The organism is Myroides sp. C1519 (assembly GCF_038039755.1).
GTDB lineage: Bacteria > Bacteroidota > Bacteroidia > Flavobacteriales > Flavobacteriaceae > Flavobacterium > Flavobacterium phaeum_A.
Map to the genome: position 1 here is coordinate 1 of NZ_JBBPHM010000058.1, position 503 is coordinate 503.

Genomic DNA, 503 nt, shown 5'->3' on the forward strand with positions numbered 1-503 from the left:
TCAACTAATGCGTTGAACTATAAAGATGAGAAGGGAAACACTTCAACATTAGACTTAGGAACAGGATCTGTAGATTACGATAAATCGACAAATACCCTTAAGTACACTGATGCAAAAGGTGTTTTAAAAGAAGTGGCGTTAAACAAAACGAGTTTGACTTACAATGAAGGAACAAATGCTTTAACATATGTAAACTCAAACGGATCTTCAGAGACAATTGATTTAGGCAAGTTGGTTTCAGCAAATGAAACACTAACTGTGTTAGGATATGACAAATCAACTAATGCGTTGAACTATAAAGATGAGAAGGGAAACACTTCAACATTAGACTTAGGAACAGGATCTGTAGATTACGATAAATCGACAAATACCCTTAAGTACACTGATGCAAAAGGTGTTCTAAAAGAATTGGTATTAAACAAAACGAGTTTGACTTACAATGAAGGAACAAATGCTTTAACATATGTAAACTCAAACGGATCTTCAGAGACAATTGATTTAGG

General features: G+C 34.0%; 1 pseudogene. It reads left to right on the forward strand.

From position 1 onward, the window contains the following. Window positions 1-503: pseudogene (locus AABL81_RS13555) on the forward strand (hypothetical protein); the annotation flags it as partial.